We start from the raw sequence: 20059 nt of genomic DNA, 5'->3' as shown, positions 1-20059 counted from the left end.
GGAATTTTTACAATCCAAACTTTTAAGCCCAGTCTTGGAAAAATTTCATGAAATTATCTTTGTATTGGTCAGTGACAGCAATGGTGATTTTGTCAATTTGGACGGAGTTTTTTGTAGCAGATTTTATTTTATCAAGCGATACAATATAAGACCTGTGAATGCGCATAAATTTATTTTCAGGAAGCTTTTCCTCTAATGATTTCATACTTGTCAGTGACAATAAGGGCTTGTCTTCGCTGAGGCGGAATACTTTTACATAATCTTTCATGCTTTCTACATAAATGATATCATCGACTGCGATTCTAACGAGCTGGTATTCAAATTTTAGATAAATATAAGCAACTTCAGTTTCGGGAATTGGCGGACTCAGTTTTTGTACTTCCTGTTCCGGGTTTCGGATGAGCTCAAAATAACCCAGCGCCTTTGCAACGGATTTACTGAAATCAACAAAACTAAAAGGTTTTAAAAGATAATCAAGTGCATCTACCTTGTAACCATCAAGCGCGTACTGGTCAAAAGCCGTTGTAAATATGATTCTTAAATTCCCTTTTACATGGTATTGTTCGACAATTTTTGCCAGTTCAATTCCGTTTATGTCCGGCATTCGAATATCAAGAAAAATCAGGTCAATATCCTGTTCATGGATTGCTTTTAATGCTTCGATGGCATTCGAAAACTGTCCCACTAATGCTAAGGATGGCGTTTGTTCTATATAAGAAACTAGAATTTGTAACGCCAGCGGCTCGTCATCAACCGCGATACATTTTAATATCATGAGATTTGTAATTTTAAGATTACCGTGTATTCCATTTGAAGGGTATCTTCATTAGTAGACAATTCATACTTGCCCGGATAAATCAAATCGAGTCTTCGGCGGGTATTAATTAAACCAATTCCGTTGCTTTCTTCTTTGCTTAGGGTTTGATTTTCAAATATAGAATTGCGGACTTCAATTTGCAGCAATTTTTCGGACTGCTCAATTCCGATGTAAATATAGCTTGGATAAATCCCGCTGATTCCATGTTTATAGGCATTTTCGATAAAAGGTAAAAATAGCATTGGCGCTACTTCCACATCCTTGATACTTGTAGGTTTTTCAAATATTACCTGCACTTTATCTGTTATTCTGAGTTCCATCAATTTAAGATAATCGGTTACAAAACCTATTTCTTTGCTTAGCGTTGTCAAGTTGTTTTTAGTATCATAAAGCACATAGCGCATCATGTGTGACAACGTATATATGGCTTCCCGTGCCGGTTGATTTTCGGTACCCGCCAAAGCATAAATACTGTTCAGGATATTGAAAAAAAAGTGAGGATTGATTTGAGATTTCAGGAATGATAATTCCGAAGTGACTTTTTCCTTTTCAAGATTTTGTCGCACTTGGGTTTCCACTTGCAGTTTTTTGGCAACACTTATGACTGTGCTGGCTCCCACCATTAATAAGGTTATTATGATTTCACTTAAATTTGATATCAAAGCACCTTGTAAGTTATCTTTTTTCGAAATTTTAAAATGCTGATTTAAAATAGCATCAAGGTTTATGAGTGAGTTAAAAGTGTCACTAATGTACAGAACTGATACTATAAGAATGCATATTGCAATAAAGAAAAAACCGTTCTTGCCTTGAAATAAAAGAGTAGGGATGATTATTTTATAGGTAAGATAAAATACGGAAATCCATAAAACATACATGAAGATTTGTTTGATCCAAAATTCCATTGGAAAACTAATATTCATGTATAGTGGCATACTTTGAACTATAAGCAACCCAAGAAAGAGTAAAGCTTTTGAAAAAATCGAAATGTCTTTGACTGAAAATGGTTTCATCCGGTACAATTTAAAAATAAATATACGCAATAAATTAAGTCCCAAAATGAGAATCGGCAGTTTCCTATAGAATATCGACAGATAGCTCTAGTTCATCTGAGAAAAAATGAAAGGCTTCGTTTTGATTTAAGAATGGAGATGAATAGGTGAAAAGTACAAATTTAATCTGGTCAACGAATTGGTGGAAAACATAAAAAGCAATTGCAAATTTTCAGCCATAAAAAAGCCCGACAGTACTGTCGGGTTTTTTATCCAAGAATCATCGAATTTAAGAATCAATCATTTCATCGTCACTTTTAAATCTTTAAAATATCCTACTGTTCCTATCTCAACCCAAAGTGCAATACTGCCAGTTTTAGAAGTCCCCAGCATTTTAGTAACGATAAATGAAGGCGATTTTTGGTTATTGATGTACAAAACTGCCTTTTCATCTTGAAATTCAATACGCACATCAATCCATTCGTTTAAACCAATATCAGCATAGGTTTCATATAAACCGTTCGCTTCTTTTCTCAAGCGGCCAAAGGTATTTCCCGGATAGGAAAAATACTGAATGGTGTGGTTGCGCCTCAATTGATCATCGGCTCTTCCATTACTTGGACGAAGATAAATAGCATCAAAATTTTTATTTTCCTGATCTACGCGGTATGCTACGCCAATAAATCCACGCGCAGCAGGAAAAGGGGAATTTTCCATGATTCGGCTTAACATTTTAACTTCAATCGTTCCGTTCTCCATAGCAACATTAGTTAATTTAACGTATGTAGGACCATCCGTTGAAGTGTCTATGTTTTTCTCATCAAAAGGAAAGGCAATTAAATCACGCTCCACTTTTAAGACTTGGACACCGTCCATATTGACGATTTCTGCTTTGGTATTTACAGCTTCAAATTCATGTTTATCCCAGGTGAATTTTTGAGCAAATACTCCCGTAATTTGTAAAATAAGGATACTCAATATAAGTGCTTTTTTCATTTTGAACGGATTTAGTTTTCTTTTATGAACGGAACTATACTTGCCCAGGAGGCGTTAAAATTTATAATAAAAGCAGGATGACCAGCATTTGGAATAATCGCTAACTGATGATTGGGAATTAGCAATGTGGCATTTAAAACATTTTGTACGGAGTTGCCCTCATCTCGGTCGCCCGCCATCACTAAAACGGGACATTGGATAGCGCCCAATAATTCAGCTCCTACAGTAAGTTGGCTATAACAAGCGGCAATTTGCTGAAACACCTCTTTCAGTCGATTCGGTTCTGGCATTAAGTCGCGTTGTTGTGCCCAAAATTCCGCATCCATTTCCATCGCTTGATTGAAGTTAAAACTAAAATCCCTTAATCCGGGATATAAAATACCGGCACCTATAACAATCATTTTTTTAACTTTATCAGGATACATTGAGCCGAACTTGTAAGCGGTAAATCCGCCATCACTAAATCCAAGAATCATTACTTTTTCTGAAGTTACTTTTTGGATTACTGCCAGTACATCATTCGCTCTTTGTTCTAATGTCAATGGTTCGGTTCCAATTTCTGATTTCCCATGCCCACGGGTAGAAACAGCGATTACCTGAAAATCAACTGAAAGACTATCTATGATTTTTGCCATTTCTACGGTTGAACCAAACAATCCGCCATGTAATATTATAATGGGTTGCCCTTTGCCGTATACTTCGTAATAAATTTTGGCATCTTTAGATTGTACATAATGCCCTGCCTGTGGATTATTACCATAGGGAATGGTATTAATTACATTTGGTGGCTGCATAAAATGTCGTAACGGTTTTTGTGCAAACGCACCACAACAAAAAACTACATTTACTAAAAATACTATTACTTTTTTCATCTACTTTACTTTATAAAATAATCCTGCATCATAGGCAGTTCCTAATGTTCCCGGCTTCAATTGTAAATAATAACGACTGGTTTGATCTTCTTCAACTGCCAAACTTCCCGTTTTTTTAATCTTAAAATCTGAATTATACTTTAATTTTTTTGGATCGGCTGGGATTCCAAAATCTTGTGGACCACCACCTTTATTCACTAATTCATTATAGCCAACCAACATAGAATTTTGAATCGTGTAAGCATTTTTTGCTTCTTTTTCTAGAACCCACAATACATTGGCACCACTGATTACATTATTATAAAATTTAAAATCCTCCATTGTGGACCACGTCCATACGACGGCTCCATAACTATTTAAAATCAAATTGTGGTGCATTGTACATTGATCTGCCGGTGTATTCCACATAACAACAGCATCTTTAACACCATAAAAAACACAATGGTCAACCTCTAATTCTTTACCGCTAGCTAGAATCCCTAAGTGATTTGGCAAAGCAAATATGTTGCCTAAAAACAAACATTGTGTTATTCTCAAATCTCTTAAATTCTTACCGTCCCAAACGATAGGATAATTTCGAACTAATGCTCCTTCAGAAGGTTTTTCGTGTACTGGTTCTCCCAATATACGTAATCCTTGAATTGTCACATGACTGGTTTCAATCAAAATGCCATAATTCGAACCACCTGTTACTTCCTTTTTATCATTTATTTCTAAGTTAAAAGGCATTGTTGAAATAATAATTGGCATTTTACTTGGATTCCAAACCGTGCTATCAGGTAAAATTTCAGCACGAATAATCAAACGATCCTTTTTTGAAAATTTCCAATTCACGGGATTAAAAGCGGCTGTTTCAGATAAGCCATACGTTCCGGATGACAGATACACTTCAATAGTCCCCTCTCCAACCATTTTGTTGACCCGTTTCGCCGCTTCGGGTAATGATTTAATCGGCTTGTCCTTTGTACCATCGGAATCATCTTTTCCTACATTTGGATTCACATATAAATGTATACCAATTTTTTTCTCACTAGTATTTTCTTGAGCAAATATATTTATGGAAGCCAGCAAAATAATTGCCAGCCAAATCCTTTTATTGATTTTCATATGTAGGTTTTAAAACAATTTTTCAGCTGGAGGTGTAGCGCCCACTAATCTCAAATAAACAGTAGTTTGTGCTCTGTGATGGGTTTGATGTTCAAAACATTTGTTTAAAACCTGCTCTCTGTTCATATCAAATTGTCCGAACAATTTAATAGGCTCCGAAAGTTTTGCATTAGGATATTTTTTGATAGCATTAATAGCAAAATCATAGGAAGCCATTACTTTGGCGGTAACGCTTGCTTTGTTCTCATCACCCGATTTTTCTAAATCCCCAAAACCTACTGGCGGTTTCTCATCGGTTGCGGAACCCACAAAACCATATATCGCATCGCTCAAGTGTAAAACTTGACCTGAGAAAGAACGCATTTCTTTTGTTGGCTTAAAGGAATAGCCACTTTCAGGCATTGCATCCAGATATTCTTTAGTATACGCTTTGGCTCTTTCCCAGTCTTTAAGAATATCTACTGTTGTTGTTTGTACATTCAAATTGCTCATAGATAAAAATACGGTCAGAAGTAATACAATCTTTTTCATGTTTCTTGTTTTTATAGTTTTTACAAATTTACAATCATTAGTGTATATTTGTAACCAAGAAATTAAATACCGGTAACCAGTAGGTTACTACAAATTATATGAGATATATAGAAAACCCTTATGATTGTCCTGTAACACGAGCCATGTCCATTTTTGGTGGAAAATGGAAACCTATAATATTGAATTGTATTGGCGAAAGTTCATTGCGGTTCGGGAAACTGAACCAATTAATGCCTGCTATTTCTAACAAAGTGCTTTCTAATGAATTAAAAGAATTAGAGACTTTAGGATTAATTGAACGAAAAGAGTTTAAAGAAAGCCCGCAAAGAGTAGAATATACGTTATCCGATTCGGGGAAAAGTTTGATGCCTGTTTTGCATGAAATCGCAAGCTGGGGTAATTCGAATGAAGCAAAAAAGATTGTTACCGAAATGGTGAAGTAGAAAAACCAATCCATAATTGCGGTCAACAAATTCTTTAAAATTTTAATCCCTAAAAAATCAGAAATCCCTAATTTCTGTGCATAAAAAAGCCCGACATTGTTGTCAGGCTTTACAGTTCTCTTTCTAAGAAAAAAGCCTATATAAATTTAAAGTGACTTTAAATAATCGATACTTTTTTTCAATGCTATTTCAGGTGATTGTACCATATCTTGTTCCACGAAGAAATGCTCCACACCATTTTGTTTAGCAGCAGTAAGTATTGTAGGCAAATCTAGCACACCTTCACCACACGAAGTCATATATGGAAAAAGACTGATCCATTGTGATGCATCGCCACCATCTCCTGCAAATCTTTTAGCTTCTTTCATGTCTTTTATATGGACCATTTTATACCTGTCTTTGTGCTTTTTGAATAATTCTACAGGATCTGCTCCGCCGGCTATTGTCCAATAAAGATCCATTTCAAAATAAACCAGGCTAGGGTCAGTTTGGTCAAAAATAATATTTAACGGCATTACGCCATTCACATTGTTTAAACCATAACCATGATTGTGATAGGCAAAACGAATTCCTTCTTTCTTGGCTTCAGCACCAATCGAGTTGAATTTTTCTGCTACTCGTTTATAATCGTCCAAGTTTTTCCTTTCAGCATCTGGAATGGAAGGCAGTACCACATATTTTGCACCGATTAAATTAGCGGCTTCCGCCAATGGACCCATATTATTTGATAGTGTATCTAAATCAGTATGCATGGCAGGAATACTAATGCCATTTGATTTCGCTGCTTTAAAAAAATCAGCAGCAGTTTTGTTAAAGAAGCCGCTCCCTTTAAATCCTAGTTGGGGTGTAACGGCATTCCATGAAGCTTTTGCTTTTTCAGTACTGAATTCATAAGGACCGAAACATTCCACTTCTTTGTATCCCATTTTAGCTAACATAGCAAAAGCACCATCAAAGTCATTCTCTAGCATTTTTGGGATAGAGAATAAACCTAAGCCTGCTTTATTGATTAATGGAGTTTGGGCAAACAGTTCATTTGCGTTTACTAAAGAGGCCACAGAAAAAAGGGCAGTACTTTGAAGAAATTGACGACGTTTCATAGTAAATAATTTAGAACCTCTAATTTATCAATTATTTGGTAATAAAAATTATTTTATATAAAATGGATGCCTTTTTTCGAAATTTAAAAATCAGGAATCACTAATTTTTGGACATAAAAAAAGCCCGACATTGCTGTCAGGCTTTTAAAGCTCCCTCTCTTGGGCTCGAACCAAGGACCCTCTGATTAACAGTCAGATGCTCTAACCAACTGAGCTAAGAAGGAAACTGTATATTTTTATTCTGATAATGAATGAACGTTTTTTTGTTGCTTATTGATGAAGTGTGTTTCACTTGTAAAGCGGTGCAAAGATAGGGCTTAATTTGATTTTCGCAAGCAAAAATTAAAAAAAAATTAATTTTTTTTACTTCCCTACAATTGACTTGTAAATGTCGTTTCCGTTAGCGAATAACAACAGTGTTATAAGTAATACGAAACCAACCATTTGCGCATTCTCTAAGAATTTATCACTTGGTTTTTTACCGCTGATGATTTCATATAATAAAAACATTACATGCCCACCATCAAGTGCCGGAATAGGTAATAAGTTCATTACACCAAGCATAATGGATAATAAAGCAGTGATGTTCCAGAAAACTTCCCAGCTCCAAGTATTAGGAAAAATATCAAATATCGCTTTAAAACCACCTACTTGTTTGTAAGCACCCGTACTTGGACTGAAAATCATTTTCAATTGTTTTCCATATCCTACTAATTGATCTTTTCCTTTAGTAATACCAACCGGAATAGATTCCATGAAACTAAATTCCTGTTTGCTGATTTTATAGTATCCCAGTTTCTTTAATGATTCCATTCCTAAGCTTCCAATGCCAATGCCTAATGTTGCATCTTTAGAAACAATAAGTTGCAACGGAACTTGTTTTTCATCTCTTAAAACAACAGCCGAAATAGTTTTGTTTTTATTCTTTTCCAAAACCGAAGTTACCTGATCATAATATTTGGTCGATTGTCCATTTAAAGACAAAATAATATCTTTTGGTTGTAAATTAGTATTCAATGATCCTTCAGAAATTGAAGTTATGGCAAATGGTTTTCTAATCGAAACCAAAGTACCTTTTTCTAACTTAGACAATTGATCCACAAAATCAACCGGTATTTTTATAGTTTGCTCTATTCCATTTCTTTCAATCAAGACTTGTTTAGCCATGATGATTTTGATATTCATCTCATTGTCATACTTGATGATTTTTTCACCATCAATAGCAATAATTCTATCTCCAGTTTGAAAACCTACTTTATTCATTGCTGGATTCTCAATCAAAAGTCCGTCTTTCAAATCTTCATTAGCAATATAAGTATCGCCATAAGCAAATGCCATTCCGATATATATAATGAAAGCCAAAATAAAATTGACGGTAACACCACCCAACATAATAATCAAACGTTGCCAAGCCGGTTTAGAACGAAATTCCCATGGTTGCGGAGGTAAAGCCATTTGCTCCTTGTCCATACTCTCGTCAATCATTCCGGAAATTTTTACATAACCGCCCAAAGGCAACCAACCGATACCGTATTCAGTTTCGCCAATTTTCTTTTTTATAAGGGAATATTTAACGTCAAAAAACAAGTAGAATTTTTCGACTCTGGTTTTAAACAGTTTAGCAGGAATAAAATGTCCTAATTCGTGAAGTATAATAAGTAATGATAAGCTCAATAAAAATTGAGAAAGCTTGATAACTATGTCCATTTTTTAATTTTAGTTCTTTTACAACTCACAAAAGTAAGGTTTTCTATTTGTTTATTTTACAATAATTGTTCCATACCATTTTAAATGTTTGTTAATTAATAGAAATTCAATTCCTAGTTTGGTCGTTGTCCCTTAACTTTACTTTTCCAAAAAGGAAATTTCCTTTATCTTCACTTAAATTTTATTAAAATAAAAGGTATGTCATCTCAATTGTTTTCATCACTCCAAATAAAGAGCATTACGCTCAAAAATAGAATTACAATTTCTCCCATGTGTCAATATTCTGCTCAAGATGGCTTTGCCAATGATTGGCATCTTGTACATCTGGGAAGTCGCGCTAGCGGTGGTGCAGGATTAATTATTCAGGAAGCGACTGCAGTTTCTCCCGAAGGTCGAATTTCTCCCGGAGATTTAGGACTTTGGAAAGACGAACAAATCGAAAAAATGCAGCAAATTAATCAGTTTATTGTCAGTCAGAAATCCGTTCCCGGAATCCAATTGGCGCATGCCGGAAGAAAAGCAAGCGCTGCGGCTCCTTGGGAAGGCGGAAGAAAACTAGACGATTCACAAGACGGTTGGAATACTGTTGCGCCAAGTGCTGTTGCTTATCATGATAACGAAAAAACACCTATAGCATTAGATAAAACGGGAATTGAAAAAGTAATTTCCGACTTTAAATCATCTACTAAAAGAGCGGTTCAAGCTGGTTTTCAAGTGCTGGAAATTCATGCAGCTCACGGCTATTTGTTGCATCAGTTTCTTTCGCCTTTGTCCAATTTTAGAACTGACGAATACGGTGGAAGTTTTGAAAACCGAATCCGTTTGACACTAGAAGTTGTGGATGCAGTTCAATCGGAATGGCCGGAGAACTTACCTTTATTTGTTAGAATTTCGGCAACAGACTGGGCAGAAGGCGGATGGAATGCTGAAGAATCAGTGCAACTTTCGAAAATATTAAAAGAAAAAGGAGTGGATTTAATCGATGTTTCTTCGGGAGGATTAGTCTCACACCAGCAAATTCCGTTGGGCCCAAACTACCAAGTTCCTTTTGCCGAAAGCATAAAAAAAGAAACCGAAATTTTGACTGGCGCAGTTGGTTTAATCACCGAAGCCGCTCAAGCCGAGGAAATTATTGCTTCTGGAAAAGCAGATTTAGTGTTATTTGCCAGAGAATCGCTTAGAAATCCAAATTTAGGATTGAAATTTGCCGAGGAACTTCAGGCGGATATTCAATGGCCTAAACAATACGAAAGAGCTAAAATTAAATAACAAAACCCATCTTTTCGATGAACTTATATTCCTTATGTGGTTAAAATTTGAATATAAGTCTTAAGATTAAAAAGTATAAATTCGTATTTTATAAAATAATACCATGCAAAAAATAAAAACTGCTTTGCTTTCCTACGGAATGTCCGGAAAAGTATTTCATGCTCCTTTTTTAAATTTTCATCCCGGATTTGAACTACTAGGTTCTTGGGAACGAAGTAAAAAATTAATTCATCAGGATTATCCTTCGGTGAAAAGTTACGCCACGATTGAAGAGTTATTGCAAGATGATGTTGATTTAGTGGTAGTTAATACGCCCGTAGATACACATTATGAATATGCCAAAAAAGTTTTACTGGCAGGAAAACATGCTTTAGTCGAAAAAGCATTTACCACAACTGTTGCTCAAGCGCAGGAATTAGCGGCTTTAGCCAAAGAAAAAGGATTGAAACTGTCCGTTTTCCAAAATAGAAGATGGGACAGCGATTTCAAAACGGTACAAAAAATCATTTCAGATAATGTCCTTGGCGAAATTGTGGAAGCCGAGTTCCATTTTGATCGCTACAATCCGATTTTAAGTCCAAAACAACACAAAGAAACGGCGAATTCTGGTGCTGGAATTCTGAAGGATTTAGGACCACATTTAATTGATCAGGCGTTGTGTTTGTTTGGTTTGCCTCAATCGGTTTTTGCGGATATTCGCATCACACGCGAACATTCTTTGGTAGATGATTACATTGATATTTTATTGTATTATTCCCATTTCCGTGTCCGATTAAAAGCGGGTTTTTTTGTTCGCGAAGCCATTCCGTCTTTTGTGGTTCATGGTAAGAAAGGCTCTTTTCTAAAAGCGCGTGGCGATGTACAAGAAGACGAATTAAAATTAGGAATGAAACCGAATTTGGATACTTGGGGAACGGAATCTTCAGATAAAAAAGGACTTTTACACACAGAAATAAATGGTGAAATAGTAAAAGAATATATCCCAACTCTTCAGGGGAATTATTATGACTTTTTTGACGGCGTTTACAATTCAATTGCACAAGATGCTATGGTACCGGTAACGGCACAAGATGGCGTTCATGTGATGCAAATTATTGAAGCAGCCATTCAAAGCAGTGCCCAGAAAAAAGGGATTGATTTGTAAAATCAACTATCAATTACCAAGTATAAAAGGAATTCGCGAATTCGCGGCCATCACTTTTTATAGCAGTAATCTGTATTTTTATAAACAATAACGATGTATTTTTTTCTTATGTGTTGTTTTGAAACAACCAATGATTGGATTTTGTAATTTTGATAAATCAAATTTCAAAATCCAATTATCTTGATAGACTTAAATTTTATATCCCGATTTAGAACCAAAGCAAAATTCAAAAAAACATATAAAGACGCTAAGATTTCCTATTTGAAAAGAACGCGTTGGGCAGTTTCCATGTTTTATTTTGCAATGGGTTTGTGTTTTGCCACTTGGGCAAGCCGCATTCCGGATATTAAAACAGCATTACAGTTAAGCGAAGGAGATTTAGGAAGTATTTTATTTGCATTACCATTAGGGCAATTGGTTGCTATGCCTTTTTCCGGTAAATTGGTCACTCGTTTTGGGAGCCACCGTATTCTTATAGCATCCCTGCTTTTTTATGTTTTATGTTTGACTAATTTGGGCTTGGCTGCTCAGGCTTGGCAACTGTCATTGGGCTTGTTTTTATTTGGGATTTTTGGTAATTTATCGAATATCGCTGTCAATACACAAGGTGTTTATACCGAAGTCCTTTTCAAAAAAACCATAATGTCCTCTTTTCATGGAATGTGGAGTTTTGCCGGATTCACGGGAGCTTTAGTAGGTTTAGGAATGCTGGCTTTGGAACTTAATCCATACCAACATTTTTTAATCGTTGCGGGAATCGTGCTTTTGATGATTACTTTCAATTATAAATTTTTAATAAAAGCGAAAGAAACCGTTAAAACCGAAAAGAAAAAACTCTTTTCAAAACCGGACAGTGCCTTAATTTGGCTTGGTATCATTGGTTTTTGTTGCATGGCAAGTGAAGGAGTTATGTTTGACTGGAGCGGTGTTTATTTCAAAGATGTCATCAAAGCACCCGGACCATTAGTGATTTTGGGATACACTTCTTTTATGATTATGATGGCGGGCGGACGATTCTTAGGAGATGGTCTTATTCATAAATTTGGTCGAAAAACCGTTTTGCAAATCAGTGGAATCATGATTTCCGCAGGGCTTTTTACAGCAGTATTTTTCCCGTTTGTCATCCCCGCAACCATTGCATTTATGTTTGTTGGTTTGGGAGTTTCCACGATTGTGCCTACCGTTTACAGCGTTGCCGGAAAAAACCCGAACGTTTCTCCCAGCGTAGCGTTAACGACAGTTTCAAGTGTCAGTTTCTTGGGTTTTCTTATGGGACCGCCTATTATCGGTTACATTGCTGAGTTATCAAGCTTGCGATTTTCATTTGCTTTCATCGGTATTTTTGGGATTCTCATCGCAATTATGGTATCGAGAATCAAAGCAATCGAATAAATAGAAGTATTAGGAGCACTACATTTTGTTTCCATAATAACACATCCTCCCGCTGTGCGCAGTATCTTTTTTTAAACGCAACCTATTCGCATTCCAAACGATGAATGAATTCCAAGCGTTTATAAAAAAGGATACTTGCTTCCATCGGGGCTAATTACTACTTTTTTTGTTTTTATAAGAAAAATTTTATTTAAAAATCAATTGTATACTATTTTTTTGTATATTTAACATTATAATTCTTTCAATAAGAAATTTCAAATACCACTCTTTATAAGTATACCCATTGGGATTTACGTCCCATATTTCCAAAATCCATTTTTAATTATTTTAAGCTGTTGTTCCATTTTGGATGACGCTTTCTATGCTTTTTGTTCAACCGTTGAAATTTGTTTTTAACGGTTGAACTTCTTGCTAGAAATAATAAAAAGAAATCCTCTCGACCGCAATTTTAGTGACTATATACCATCACCATACATTTGAATATATGAATAAATTTTACATGGGTTTTTTCTTTATCGTTCAAGTAGGATGCGTTATAGCACAAAATAATACGGGATTTTTCGGTAAAGTTATCGAGTCCAAAACACAAAATCCGTTAGGGTTTGTAGTCGTTAGTGTTCAAAACACTACTTTAATGCAACTCACCAAAGCCGATGGTAATTTCAGTTTTCAAACCGCTCCTTCGGGAAATATATTGCTGCTTATTCACAGTCAAGGTTTCAAAGATGGCTTGTATCCTATAGAAATTATCGAAGGGAAAATGCTGGATTTAGGAATCATAACTTTAGAAGAAGATCAATCCACAGAACAACAAAATAGTATCATCACACTTATCGAAAGTGATTTTAGCGATGACAACAGCAGTTCCGAAAGTACTTCCGGATTGTTACAATCGTCCCGAGATGCTTTTTTGCAAGCCGCAGCTTTCAATTGGGGACAAGCCCGTTTTAGAGTTCGAGGATTAGACAGCGAACATTCCACGATGATGATTAATGGCGTTTCCATGAATAAAATTTATGATGGAAGACCGCAATGGGGCGAGTGGGGCGGATTGAATGATGCGCTTCGCAATCAGGAATTTACATTGGGAACAGCACCTTCGGATTATACGTTTGGCGGTATTTTAGGAACACAGGAAATTAACACACGAGCCTCTATTTACAGACCGGGTTCCCGAATTTCATTTTCATCAACCAATACTAATTACAGTTGGCGCACCATGGGAACGTATGCTTCCGGAATGAATTCCCGCGGTTGGGCTTTTGTAGTTTCGGCAGGAAAGCGCTGGGCGCAAGAAGGCTACTTTGAAGGGACAAATTATGATGCGAATTCCTTTTTTATAAGTCTCGAAAAAAAATTAAACGAGAATCATTCGTTGAATCTGACGGCAATGTATACTCCCAATTCCAGAGCCAAAAACTCTCCAAACACTGCCGAAGTTATGCAATTGACCAGTGTGAAATACAATTCGTATTGGGGTTTTCAAGATGGTGAAAAGAGAAATGCCCGCATAAAAACCATTGAAGAGCCCACAATAATGCTAAATCATTATTTTAAAATCAATGATAAAACCAATCTGAATTCGAGTGTGATGTATCAATTTGGAAAAATTGCCAACAGCAACATCGATTATCAAAATGCCAATAGTCCAGACCCCACGTATTACAGAAAAATGCCTAGTTATTACAGCTCACTTTATGCGCCGGATAACGGAGAATTTTCGGGAGCATTTACTCCAGATTATGAAAATGCGGAGAAAAGCAAAGCAGAATTTTTAGCCCATTCGCAAATCGATTGGACGGCTTTGTACCAAGCCAATCAAAATCCAGTTTTGGATTCCAACGGTACAATTTCAGGTTATGAACCCACAAAAAGCAAGTACGTTTTGTATGAAGATCAAGTGGAAGACCAAATGGCGGTTGCCACAACAAATTTGAGTGCGCAACTGTCAGAAAACATTTTTTTGAATGCCGGAGCATCATTCAAAAAACTAAAATCACATAATTCTCAAAAGCTTTTGGACTTGCTTGGTGGTTCCTATTTTGAAGATATCGACGCTTTTTACAGCGGAAACCAATCCCAATCTGATTTGAATAATCCAGACCGCCAAGTAGTTGTTGGGGATACGTATGGGTACAATTATAATTATTTTGCCAATACTTTAGAGGCTTTCACGCAATTTAAATTCACGTATAATAAAGTAGATTTTTATCTGGCTCAAAATTTCTCCACTGTAAATTATCAGAGGGAAGGTTTGTACAAAAACGGAATCTATGAAACGAATTCCTTTGGGAAAAGTGAGAAAGTAGCGTTTGAAAACTTTGGCTTCAAAGCCGGATTCAATTTAAAAATTTCCGGCAAACAGTTGGTGACTTTCAATGCGGCGCATTTGACCAAAGCACCTTCTCTGAGAAATACTTTTGCAAATTCCCGATTGAATAATTCAATTGTTGACGGACTCGAAAGTGAGAACATCAGCAGTTTGGATGCCAGTTATGTCTATCGTTCCCCAAAATTAAAAGCCCGACTGACAGCTTATTATTCCCTAATTAAAAATGCGACTCAAATTTCCTTTTTTTATGCCGAAGGGATTTTTGATGATGGCGCGGGTTATTTAAACACCGATGCTTTTGTGAGTCAGACGTTAACGCAATTGAACAAGAAGAATATGGGTGCAGAATTCAGTTTGGAATACCAATTAAGCCAAACGTTTAAAACTACTTTTTCAGCAGCTTTTGGGGAATATACGTATGACAGTAATCCACATGTGACGTTGACAAACGATGCCGAAGCTTCATTGGAAAACACCAGTCCGGTTTTTGATTTTGGAACAGCCTCACTCAAAAATTACAAACAAGCAGGAATGCCACAGCGAGCGTATTCCGTGGGAATTGAATATCGAGATCCAAATTATTGGTGGATTAGTGCCAATCTAAATTACCTCACCAATAGTTACATTGATATTTCGCCTATTTCCAGAACCGAAATATTTTATAAAAATCCCGCAAGCGGTTTTAATTTCCCGGAGGCAACCGAGGAACGTGCAGCAACACTATTAAAACAAGAAGAATTTGACCCAACGATGTTGCTCAATCTTGTTGGTGGAAAATCATGGCGCATTTATGGAAAGAATGTTGGAATTTTTGCCAGTATCAATAATGTGCTGGATGTTACTTATAAAACGGGCGGTTACGAACAAGCCCGAAACGCTAATTTCAGGCAAATCAATCAGGATGTTTCCAGTGGTACGCCTTCTTTTGGGCCAAAATATTTCTACGGATACGGAAGAACGTATTTCGTGAATCTTTATATCAATCTTTAAATTAAAGCATATGAAATCAACATTCTGCAAATTATTTTTACTGTTGACAATTACTTTCAGCAGTTGCGTAACGGATGAGGTTGCCACTCCAAAACTCATTTGTACGCAACCGGATTTAATTACTAATACAACGGTAAGCGAAGTTCACTCGGTTGCAAATGCGATTGTAGCCCAGTATAAATACGATGACATTATCGAGGCGTATGTGGTTTCCAGTGATGAATCGGGGAATTTTTTCAAGTCGATTTCCTTTCAGACTTTGGCAACAGCCACAACACCTGCGATAGGATTTAGTGTTCCCGTGGATGCCACAAATTTGTACATTGATTACCGACTGGGCAATAAAGTATACATAAAGTTGAAAGACCAATACACGGATATTTCGTTTGGCGGGATGCGCATAGGAAGCATTTTTGTGAATTCCTATAATGAAGGCGGAGTAGGGCGACTTTCTCAAAATGAGTATAAAAAAGTCCTGAACGCATCTTGCACGAATGTAAAGGAAGAGGTTTTGGTTCGGTCTCTGACCATGTCAGAATTACTGAATGATTCTAACTTGAATACGTTGGTTGAGTTATCTGATGTTCAGTTTTCAGCTGCCGCAATAGGGCGTCATTATTTTGAAGAAACAAATAATGTCGGCGGTGCGACGAATTGGAGTTTGGTGGATAAACTAGGGAATCAAGTGTATTTTAGAACAAGCAGTTTTTCTGATTTTGCGACTAAATTAGTCCCTAATGGAAGTGGAAAAGTAAGAGGAATTTTAACGAAATACGGAAGTGATTACCAATTATTACCGCGTTCCGAAAAGGATGTGGTGATGACCGGAAGCAGAGCGACTCCTTTTTTCTCTCAAGATTTTGAAGCGGTTGAAAATAATGTTAAACTAAATCTTCCCGGTTGGGCAAATATGGTCCAAAAAGGAACGCTTTTCTGGAAAGGCACTGTTTATTCCGGAAACGGTTATGCCGAATTTAGTATCACAGGAACCAAAGTCGTTTCGAATGTGGCTTGGTTGATTTCGCCAAAAATAGATATGGAGGTTCATACGAAAGAAGTCTTGACTTTTAGAACGGCTCAGCATCACTTAGATGTTGATTCCCAGTTAAATTCTTTGGAAGTGTATGTTTCCAGTAATTTTGACGGGTTGAATATTACTACCGCAACTTGGACTCCGTTAGTTGTTAATTTACCCAAACAAGCTACGCCTTGGTATCAATTTGTAGGAAGCGGCGCAGTAGATTTGTCTTCGTATAAAGGTAAAATCAACATTGCTTTTAAATATACGGGTTCCGGTAAAAACCTGGCTTTGGATGGTGCTTTTCAAGTAGATGATGTTCAGGTTTTTGGAGACAAATAATTTTTATTAAAGGCTTTACTTGAATTACTATATTTGCAGCCTTAACATTTAAATTAAATTATGAAATCTACTTTATTAGCCCTAATTTCTTTATTATTTGTTTCTTGTTTATCAGATAATGAAGCATCTAAACCTGTTGATTACACCGTTCAAAACGAAAAAGAAATCGTGGATTACGTTGCCAAAAATAAATTGACTGCCACAAAAACCGATTCAGGATTGTATTATGTGATTAATGAAGCTGGTGATGGAGAACAACCTACCGCAACCTCTAATGTAACAGTTGCGTACAAAGGGTATTTTACTAATGGAAATGTTTTTGATCAAAGTAATGCTTCAGGAATTTCATTTGATTTGAACCAAGTGATAAAAGGATGGACGGAAGGAATCCCTTATTTTAAAGAAGGCGGAAGCGGAATACTTTTGGTACCTTCTCATCTTGGTTATGGGAGTAATGATTACAGTAGTATTCCCGGAGGTTCTGTACTTATTTTTGAGGTAAAACTTATTTCAGTGAATTAGTTTAAGGCTATGATAAAATCAAGAAAGGCTGTCTATTTGGACAGCCTTTTTTAGTTATTTACTTTTTGATTTCGACAATGCTTATCGCATAACCTCCACCCGGAGCACTGAGTTGTGTCAGTTTCGATTTGTTGGTTACGGTCATTTTACGAATCGTATAGGCTTGCGGATTGGTTTTATAATGCGCATCTTTTGCATCAGCATAAATCGTTGCCTCATATTTTTTTCCTTTTTCCAAGAAATCAAATTTGATTGTTGAGGTACGAGAAGTATCGCCATTTACATTACCGATAAACCAGTTGTTCGTCACTTTTGCTTTACGCGCAACGGTAACATATTGACCCGGTTCTGCTTCAAGGTATTTACTGTCCGACCAATCTACGGCTACATCTTTAATGAACTGGAACGCATCCGGAAAACGATCATAATTTTCTGGAGTATCCGCTGCCATTTGCAACGGGCTGTACATCGTTACATACAATGCCAGTTGATTTGCAATCGTGCTATTCACATGGGAGTTGTTGTCCTTGTTCATTTTACTCAAATCCATTTCAAAAATACCCGGCGTGTAATCCATCGGTCCGCCCACTAAACGTGTAAAAGGCAACACCGTTACATGATTTGGTTTTGACCCGCCAAACGATTGATATTCTGTTCCGCGTGCCGCTTCGTTACCAATTAAGTTTGGATATGTTCTTGCAATTCCTGTTGGGCGAACTGCCTCGTGCGCATTCACCATAATTTTATAGTCGGCTGCTTTTTCTATTGCATATTGATAATGATTGACAATCCATTGGCTGTAGTGGTTTTCGCCTCTTGGCATAATATCTCCTACATAACCACTTTTCACGGCATCATAACCATTGTCTTTCATAAACTGATACGCTTTGTCCATGTGACGTTCGTAGTTACGCACAGAACCCGAAGTCTCATGGTGCATAATCATTTTTACGCCTTTTGATTTAGCATATTCATGCAATCCTTTGACATCAAAATCCGGATAAGGAGTCAGAAAATCAAAAACATAATCTTTGGAGTGACCAAACCAGTCTTCCCAACCTTCATTCCATCCTTCGACCAAAACGGCATCAAAACCGTGTTTAGCTGCAAAATCAATGTATTTTTTCACATTAGTGTTGTTTGCACCATGTTTTCCATTAGGCTTCGCTTTTGCAAAATCAGTAACGCCAAGTTGTACCGTTGGAAATTCATCCGTGTACGCCCAAGAGCTTTTTCCGGTAATCATTTCCCACCAAACACCTACATATTTAACGGGTTTTATCCATGAAGTATCTTCAATTTTACACGGATCATTCAAGTTTAAGGTCATTTTTGAAGCCAAAATTTCTCTTGCATCATCACTGACTATTATGGTACGCCAAGGCGAGTGATTTGGAGCCTGCATATATCCTTTGTCGCCTTTGGCATCTGGTGTCAACCACGATTCGAATACCATGGTTGCATCATCCAGATTCAAATGCATGCAGGAATAATTAATTAATGCCGCTTCATGCAAATTGATATACAATCCATCCGCTGTTTTTAGCATTAGCGAAGTCTGAACTCCTGTTGTAGAGAATGACTTTTGAGAAACATTTGCAGTAGTTGCTTTCTCTGATAACCCTCTAATTTCTGATAATTTTGAGGTAGTATAATCGTATTCTTGGGTATCATAATCACCCGGAATCCAAAACGCAGTGTGATCGCCAGTCATTGCAAACTGGGTTCTTTCTTCTTTGATTACAAAATAAGTAAGGTTTTTTTGCGAAGGAAATTCATAGCGAAATCCTAAACCATCGTCAAATAAACGAAAACGAATAAGAATTTTTCTGTCAGTTTCTTTCTGATTTAAGGTTACTGCGAGTTCGTTATAATGATTGCGAATGGAGGCTACTTCTCCCCAAACTGGTTGCCAGTTTTCATCAAAAGTTGTCGCTTTCGAGTCAACAACCGTAAAGTCATTTAACAGTGATTTTTTGTCATTTTTTAACTCAAGACCCAATTTACTTGGTTTTACAACTGCTTTATTTTTGTAATTTAAACTGTAACTTGGAGTTCCGTCATTTTGTAATGTAAACTCCATTACAAATTTTCCATTTGGTGATTTTAACTGCTGCGATTTTGCAGGGCTAAAAAACGCGAGCCACATTAGGGCTGTGAAAAGAAATTGCTTCATTTTTTAAATAGAATTTGATAAATTAATTTTTCAGGTTTGGTAATAGATTGTGATAAACATGATTTTCACGAAATCGATTTATTGAAAAAACCAAAGTTTTTCAGATTTCGAGGAAGTAAAAGTAAACGCTTTACACACTACATATTTTTATCATTCTAAAAAAGTAGATTGTGTTTTTCTTTTTTACATGCAAGATACTGAATAACTGTGTATTGTGTAAATTTATCGTTTAAAAAAAGTGGTGAATTTATAATGAAAAAGAGGTGTTCGAGATTGTTTTAATCCCGAACACCTCCTTTAAAAACAGAA

Annotated in this window: 16 protein-coding genes and 1 tRNA gene; 7 read left to right on the top strand and 10 right to left on the bottom strand. The window is 36.4% G+C overall.

The window, feature by feature from the left end:
- Positions 1 to 22: 22 nt before the first annotated feature.
- From QLS65_RS04110 to QLS65_RS04085, 6 genes are all read right to left on the bottom strand, one after another.
- Positions 23 to 775: a LytR/AlgR family response regulator transcription factor gene (locus tag QLS65_RS04110; RefSeq protein ID WP_282715378.1), complete on the bottom strand. Its 753-nt coding sequence runs from the start codon at positions 773 to 775 to the stop codon at positions 23 to 25.
- Positions 772 to 1830, bottom strand: coding sequence for a sensor histidine kinase (locus QLS65_RS04105; protein ID WP_282715376.1), 1059 nt, complete (start codon positions 1828 to 1830; stop codon positions 772 to 774). Before QLS65_RS04105 ends, QLS65_RS04110 begins: the two co-directional genes overlap by 4 nt.
- Before the next feature lie 279 nt (positions 1831 to 2109).
- The gene (locus QLS65_RS04100) at positions 2110 to 2805 is read right to left on the bottom strand and encodes a LamG domain-containing protein (RefSeq protein ID WP_282715374.1); all 696 of its coding nucleotides are present in this window, start codon (positions 2803 to 2805) and stop codon (positions 2110 to 2112) included.
- Between the two features lie 11 nt (positions 2806 to 2816).
- Complete coding sequence (locus tag QLS65_RS04095; protein WP_282715372.1) at positions 2817 to 3677, bottom strand: alpha/beta fold hydrolase; 861 nt, start codon at positions 3675 to 3677, stop codon at positions 2817 to 2819.
- Positions 3678 to 4784: a hypothetical protein gene (locus QLS65_RS04090; RefSeq protein WP_282715370.1), complete on the bottom strand. Its 1107-nt coding sequence runs from the start codon at positions 4782 to 4784 to the stop codon at positions 3678 to 3680.
- 9 nt (positions 4785 to 4793) lie between these two features.
- Complete coding sequence (locus tag QLS65_RS04085) at positions 4794 to 5315, bottom strand: DinB family protein (RefSeq protein WP_282715368.1); 522 nt, start codon at positions 5313 to 5315, stop codon at positions 4794 to 4796.
- A gap of 98 nt (positions 5316 to 5413) precedes the next feature.
- On the opposite strand from QLS65_RS04085, the gene QLS65_RS04080 reads away from it, so the two are divergent.
- The gene (locus tag QLS65_RS04080; RefSeq protein ID WP_099714018.1) at positions 5414 to 5758 is read left to right on the top strand and encodes a winged helix-turn-helix transcriptional regulator; all 345 of its coding nucleotides are present in this window, start codon (positions 5414 to 5416) and stop codon (positions 5756 to 5758) included.
- A gap of 146 nt (positions 5759 to 5904) precedes the next feature.
- Here QLS65_RS04080 and QLS65_RS04075 read toward each other — a convergent pair whose 3' ends face one another.
- The 3 genes from QLS65_RS04075 to rseP all read right to left on the bottom strand — a co-directional run bounded on the left by QLS65_RS04075 (position 5905) and on the right by rseP (position 8565).
- Positions 5905 to 6858: a sugar phosphate isomerase/epimerase family protein gene (locus QLS65_RS04075; protein WP_282715366.1), complete on the bottom strand. Its 954-nt coding sequence runs from the start codon at positions 6856 to 6858 to the stop codon at positions 5905 to 5907.
- Positions 6859 to 7008: 150 nt separating this feature from the next.
- A tRNA-Asn gene (locus QLS65_RS04070) sits at positions 7009 to 7082 on the bottom strand.
- Positions 7083 to 7221: 139 nt separating this feature from the next.
- A complete protein-coding gene (gene rseP, locus QLS65_RS04065; protein ID WP_282715364.1) occupies positions 7222 to 8565 on the bottom strand; it encodes an RIP metalloprotease RseP in 1344 nt (447 codons plus the stop codon).
- A 198-nt stretch (positions 8566 to 8763) separates the two neighbouring features.
- On the opposite strand from rseP, the gene QLS65_RS04060 reads away from it, so the two are divergent.
- The 6 genes from QLS65_RS04060 to QLS65_RS04035 all read left to right on the top strand — a co-directional run bounded on the left by QLS65_RS04060 (position 8764) and on the right by QLS65_RS04035 (position 17574).
- Positions 8764 to 9834, top strand: coding sequence for an NADH:flavin oxidoreductase/NADH oxidase (locus QLS65_RS04060; RefSeq protein WP_282715362.1), 1071 nt, complete (start codon positions 8764 to 8766; stop codon positions 9832 to 9834).
- A gap of 103 nt (positions 9835 to 9937) precedes the next feature.
- Positions 9938 to 10978 (top strand): Gfo/Idh/MocA family oxidoreductase, encoded by a 1041-nt coding sequence (locus QLS65_RS04055; protein WP_282715360.1) that lies wholly within the window; start codon positions 9938 to 9940, stop codon positions 10976 to 10978.
- Positions 10979 to 11158: 180 nt separating this feature from the next.
- Positions 11159 to 12370, top strand: coding sequence for an MFS transporter (locus QLS65_RS04050; RefSeq protein WP_282715358.1), 1212 nt, complete (start codon positions 11159 to 11161; stop codon positions 12368 to 12370).
- Between the two features lie 484 nt (positions 12371 to 12854).
- Entirely contained in the window at positions 12855 to 15692 is a 2838-nt protein-coding gene (locus QLS65_RS04045) for a carboxypeptidase-like regulatory domain-containing protein (RefSeq protein WP_282715356.1), read from the top strand.
- Positions 15693 to 15702: 10 nt separating this feature from the next.
- Entirely contained in the window at positions 15703 to 17052 is a 1350-nt protein-coding gene (locus QLS65_RS04040) for a DUF5689 domain-containing protein (RefSeq protein WP_282715354.1), read from the top strand.
- A gap of 60 nt (positions 17053 to 17112) precedes the next feature.
- The gene (locus tag QLS65_RS04035) at positions 17113 to 17574 is read left to right on the top strand and encodes an FKBP-type peptidyl-prolyl cis-trans isomerase (RefSeq protein ID WP_282715352.1); all 462 of its coding nucleotides are present in this window, start codon (positions 17113 to 17115) and stop codon (positions 17572 to 17574) included.
- 58 nt (positions 17575 to 17632) lie between these two features.
- Here QLS65_RS04035 and QLS65_RS04030 read toward each other — a convergent pair whose 3' ends face one another.
- The gene (locus tag QLS65_RS04030) at positions 17633 to 19750 is read right to left on the bottom strand and encodes a glycoside hydrolase family 97 protein (protein WP_282715350.1); all 2118 of its coding nucleotides are present in this window, start codon (positions 19748 to 19750) and stop codon (positions 17633 to 17635) included.
- Positions 19751 to 20059: the final 309 nt, after the last annotated feature.

This window comes from Flavobacterium algoritolerans, from assembly GCF_030010385.1.
In the GTDB taxonomy this organism is placed as follows: Bacteria; Bacteroidota; Bacteroidia; order Flavobacteriales; family Flavobacteriaceae; genus Flavobacterium; species Flavobacterium algoritolerans.
Note: the sequence above shows the minus strand (reverse complement) of the source record. Positions and strands in the feature narration are given on the sequence as shown.

Excerpts from the sequence above, each read along its gene's own strand:
- QLS65_RS04045 (WP_282715356.1), top strand. The coding sequence starts at position 12,855 with ATGAATAAATTTTACATGGGTTTTTTCTTTATCGTTCAAGTAGGATGC.
- QLS65_RS04055 (WP_282715360.1), top strand. The coding sequence starts at position 9,938 with ATGCAAAAAATAAAAACTGCTTTGCTTTCCTACGGAATGTCCGGAAAA.
- QLS65_RS04105 (WP_282715376.1), bottom strand. The coding sequence starts at position 1,830 with ATGAAACCATTTTCAGTCAAAGACATTTCGATTTTTTCAAAAGCTTTA.
- QLS65_RS04080 (WP_099714018.1), top strand. The coding sequence starts at position 5,414 with ATGAGATATATAGAAAACCCTTATGATTGTCCTGTAACACGAGCCATG.
- QLS65_RS04040 (WP_282715354.1), top strand. The coding sequence starts at position 15,703 with ATGAAATCAACATTCTGCAAATTATTTTTACTGTTGACAATTACTTTC.
- rseP (WP_282715364.1), bottom strand. The coding sequence starts at position 8,565 with ATGGACATAGTTATCAAGCTTTCTCAATTTTTATTGAGCTTATCATTA.
- QLS65_RS04035 (WP_282715352.1), top strand. The coding sequence starts at position 17,113 with ATGAAATCTACTTTATTAGCCCTAATTTCTTTATTATTTGTTTCTTGT.
- QLS65_RS04095 (WP_282715372.1), bottom strand. The coding sequence starts at position 3,677 with ATGAAAAAAGTAATAGTATTTTTAGTAAATGTAGTTTTTTGTTGTGGT.
- QLS65_RS04090 (WP_282715370.1), bottom strand. The coding sequence starts at position 4,784 with ATGAAAATCAATAAAAGGATTTGGCTGGCAATTATTTTGCTGGCTTCC.
- QLS65_RS04030 (WP_282715350.1), bottom strand. The coding sequence starts at position 19,750 with ATGAAGCAATTTCTTTTCACAGCCCTAATGTGGCTCGCGTTTTTTAGC.
- QLS65_RS04075 (WP_282715366.1), bottom strand. The coding sequence starts at position 6,858 with ATGAAACGTCGTCAATTTCTTCAAAGTACTGCCCTTTTTTCTGTGGCC.
- QLS65_RS04060 (WP_282715362.1), top strand. The coding sequence starts at position 8,764 with ATGTCATCTCAATTGTTTTCATCACTCCAAATAAAGAGCATTACGCTC.
- QLS65_RS04100 (WP_282715374.1), bottom strand. The coding sequence starts at position 2,805 with ATGAAAAAAGCACTTATATTGAGTATCCTTATTTTACAAATTACGGGA.
- QLS65_RS04110 (WP_282715378.1), bottom strand. The coding sequence starts at position 775 with ATGATATTAAAATGTATCGCGGTTGATGACGAGCCGCTGGCGTTACAA.
- QLS65_RS04085 (WP_282715368.1), bottom strand. The coding sequence starts at position 5,315 with ATGAAAAAGATTGTATTACTTCTGACCGTATTTTTATCTATGAGCAAT.